This window comes from Streptomyces sp. NPDC005195, assembly GCF_040608315.1.
Classification (GTDB): Bacteria; Actinomycetota; Actinomycetes; order Streptomycetales; family Streptomycetaceae; genus Streptomyces; species Streptomyces kaempferi.
Window position 1 is genome coordinate 1 of the sequence record NZ_JBEXHZ010000194.1, and the last position, 3,409, is coordinate 3,409.

Below are 3,409 nucleotides of genomic sequence, written 5' to 3' on the forward strand. Positions count from 1 at the left end.
ACTGCTCAGGCCTCACCTCCTGGGCCTACGCCCAGGCCGATGTCTCCATCCCCCGCACCTCGGAGGCCCAGGCCAACGCGGGTACCCGCATCTACTCGCAGAGCGATCTGCAGGTCGGCGACCTGGTCATCTTCTACGGGGACCAGCACCACGTCGGGCTGTACGCGGGCGGCGGCCAGGTGCTGCACGCCCCGCACACCGGCGCGCTCGTCCGCTACGAGTCGATCGGCAACATGCCTTTCCAGTTCGGAGTCCGCGTCTGAGCTGTGCCGCTGCTCGCGCGGGTGGCACCGATGACCCCTGGCGGGGCTGTCGGGCCGCCCCGATGAGTTCAGCCGCTCAGGTCTGGCATTGCCTCGTGGACGCGGGAGACCAATTGCTCCAGGCGGCACCGTCCGCCCGAGCGTGTACACGGATCTCCACCTTCACGGGCCCGCACACCCGGGTCGTGCTTCCCACTTCGGCAGGGCCGATGGCTTCGCCCGGCCCGACGTAGGCGCGACCGCTGCCCAGTTTCACCCAGTGGCCACCGTCGACGACACGGAAGAATGCCTCGTAGGAGACGTTCAGTCCCCTTGTTCCGGTGTTTCGCGCCTTGATGTGTGCGGTGATCTCCCGGGTGGTGATTCTGCCGACGGATCCCCGCTGGGCGCTGACACACCCGTTGACGGCCACCCGGCCGGTCGACACGCCACCGCCGCAGGCGACCGCCGCGGCGTGAGCGCCGACGGTGATTGCCGGCACGGTGAGCCCGATCGCGCCCAGAATCGTTCCGAAACGCCTCAACCGCAAGGTCCCGTTCCCTCCGTCATGCCTGCTTTCCATGAAGAGACCATGACCGACCCCGGCGCACGGCGAGCGGTTTCATCGGGCATTTCACCCCAATGGGCACGGGTGGCCATTGATATGACTGTCGCGTACACCGGTGCGGCGTTCACACTCCCCCGCTCGGGTCCGGCCCAGGCTTCCCCGAGCGTGGCCAGGGCTCCGAGCGCGCCGAGCAGGTTCCACCTCGTTGGGGCCCGACGCCCGTCGTCGCTGCGTGGTGGCGGCCCCTGTCCGGCGGGCATCGCTCCCGCGGGCCGGCGCCGGTCGCCGGGACGCTGTGCGCGGTACGTGCTGCCGGCGGAGACCCTGAACAGGGCCTGTCAGCAGGTCACTTCGGCCGAGCCCACCGCCGTGACCCGGTCGGCGATCCCCTCATGGCATGCCATGGAGCACCAGCGTGAACCACACCTTCTTACCCGTGCTGCCGGGGTCGGGCGGTGCGATGCCCCTGTCGTCGGTCAGCGCGGCCACGATGGCCAGACCGCGTCCCGACTCCGTGGCCGGGTCCGTCAGCCGTGGCCGCGGCAGGACGGCCGAGGCGTCGGCGACCGTCACGCGCAGCTCGCGCCCGGTGCGCTCGAGGGTGACGGTGATCGTGTCGGCGGGGCCCGAACTGCCGTGTCCGACCGCGTTGGCGAACAGTTCACCGGTGGCGAGGACAGCGTTGTCGAGGGGCTCGGGCGGCAGGCGCAGGCGGGTGAGGCACTCGGCGACCAACGTCCGTACGCCGGCCGCCCGCGAGGCGTGGGCAGGGACCGTGGCCCGCAGGAGACCGGGCGGGACTACGGGGATCATCGCGGGGTCACCGGGCCGGCCCCCGCTCGTGGACGGAAGGCCGCGCGGCACGGGGGTGTCGTGCGGCGGCTCGCGGCGCGGGGCTCTGGATGCCCTCATCGATCCTCCTCCGTGCGCAGCTCGGGTGGGGGACGTGTGCGGTGGCTGCTCCAGCAGCCAACAGGTCACAGGCACCGTCCGGCCAGGGGGTATCGGGGTTGTCCGGTTGCGGGCCCGTAGTGGTGCGGGATGTATGTTCGGGCGCGTGAGGAACGTGAGCGGGGTCCGGACGGCGGCGCGCACAGCCGATCGCACCGGGTGGTCCGGGGTACGCGGCAAGCGCGTCCTGGTCACGGGTGGCACGCGAGGGCTCGGTGAGCAGATCGTGCGGCTCCTCGCCGCCGAGGGGGCCCGGGTGGCGACCTGCGCGCGCGGTGCCGGGGACCTGGACGTACTGGCGCGGTCACTGGACACCCCCGTGTACACCCGGGCGCTCGACGTCACCGAGCCGGAGCACCTGGAGAGCTTCGTCGCGGCCGTGGCGAAACGTTTCGGCGGACTCGACGGAGTGGTGGCCTGCGCGGGCGGCTCCCGCGGCGGCCGCTTCGAGGCGACGGACTCGGAGGACTGGGCGGCGACCTGGGAAGTGAACGTCGGTCATGCGGCACGCCTGATCCGGGCCGCGGTGCCACCGCCCATCTGCCCGTCGACCGCGCGCAGAACGCGCCCTCGCCGGACGGCTACTGAGCCGGCGGACGGCATCGAGTCGTCGACCGGACCACGGGGCCGCACGCCGGTGACGGGTACGGCGCCCGGCTGTCCGGCCGTCACTCCTCGCGCATCCAAATGACCAGAGAACGCGACGGAGTCGGGCGCAGCGTCACGCGACGGAGTCGGACGCAGCGTCACGCGACGGCGGCCGGCCTCGCGCAGGTGAGAGAGTCCGAGTCGGCTTCGACGCCGCGAGCGGGGAACCCGGCCGTGCGCCCGATAGGGCTGATCTCCTGCGGCAGCCTCTCCTCCCCTCCCCCGGACGACTCCCCGACTCAGCCGCCAAGATTGCCAAGATCGCTGAGCAGTAGGCTCGTTGCGCAACACGACGCGAAGGGGAGCTCAGTGGCGCGGGTTGCGGTGATCGGTAAGGGTGTCAGCGGGCTGGTGACGGCGCTCATGCGGGCCGGCTGCCCGCGGTTCCTCGGCCTTCAGTGTCCGAAGCGGGACCACAGGACCGAAGTCAGGTCACCGGTCGCACCGTTGCCCGGTCATGCCGCCGCCCCCAGCACGCCCCGGGACCTGCGCTCGAAGTCCCGCACCAGCGGTTCGTGGCGACGGGGTTCCAGGCGTCTGCGGAAGTCGCGCAGCGCCTGGATGGAACGTTCGCTGTGCACGGTGCTGAGGGTGTCGAGCGCTTCGGTGGCGGTGCCGACCGCCTCGTCGAGCCGGTCCTGCTGCAGATGGGCGGTCGCCAGGACGGACCGGCTGATGGCCTGGCGTCTGCGCCGGTCGGCGTTGGCGCCCAGTGACTCACTCGCCGTGCGCTCCGCCTGCGCGGCGAGGCCGAGGTCACGGAAACAGTGGGCGGCCTCGGCCTGGAGGTAGTGGTGGTCGAGATAGCGCACCCATGCGGATTCCTGGGCGGCTCCCCGGCTCGCGTCCAGTTGTCGTTCCGCCAGCCGCAGCGCCTCGGAGGTCTCTGCCGAGTGCCCCTGGGCCGCGTGGCCGCGCGCCGACATGGCGTACAGCCGCATCAGTCCGAGCGGGCTGCCCGAGCCCTTCGCGGTGGCGACACCGGACCGGGCCAGCGCCA

Annotated in this window: 4 protein-coding genes and 1 pseudogene; 2 read left to right on the plus strand and 3 right to left on the minus strand. The window is 72.0% G+C overall.

The window, feature by feature from the left end:
- A partial coding sequence (locus ABZV34_RS37780) for a C40 family peptidase (RefSeq protein WP_356287310.1) occupies positions 1 to 263 on the plus strand: 263 nt, incomplete at its 5' end.
- 76 nt (positions 264 to 339) lie between these two features.
- On the opposite strand, the gene ABZV34_RS37785 is transcribed toward ABZV34_RS37780, so the two are convergent.
- Positions 340 to 825, minus strand: coding sequence for a hypothetical protein (locus tag ABZV34_RS37785; RefSeq protein ID WP_356287313.1), 486 nt, complete (start codon positions 823 to 825; stop codon positions 340 to 342).
- Positions 826 to 1,200: 375 nt separating this feature from the next.
- Complete coding sequence (locus ABZV34_RS37790) at positions 1,201 to 1,722, minus strand: ATP-binding protein (RefSeq protein WP_356287316.1); 522 nt, start codon at positions 1,720 to 1,722, stop codon at positions 1,201 to 1,203.
- Positions 1,723 to 1,867: 145 nt separating this feature from the next.
- On the opposite strand from ABZV34_RS37790, the gene ABZV34_RS37795 reads away from it, so the two are divergent.
- Positions 1,868 to 2,452, plus strand: coding sequence for an SDR family oxidoreductase (locus ABZV34_RS37795; RefSeq protein WP_356287319.1), 585 nt, complete (start codon positions 1,868 to 1,870; stop codon positions 2,450 to 2,452).
- Between the two features lie 412 nt (positions 2,453 to 2,864).
- Here the strand turns inward: ABZV34_RS37795 and ABZV34_RS37800 are convergent.
- Positions 2,865 to 3,409, minus strand: a pseudogene (locus tag ABZV34_RS37800) (hypothetical protein); the annotation flags it as partial.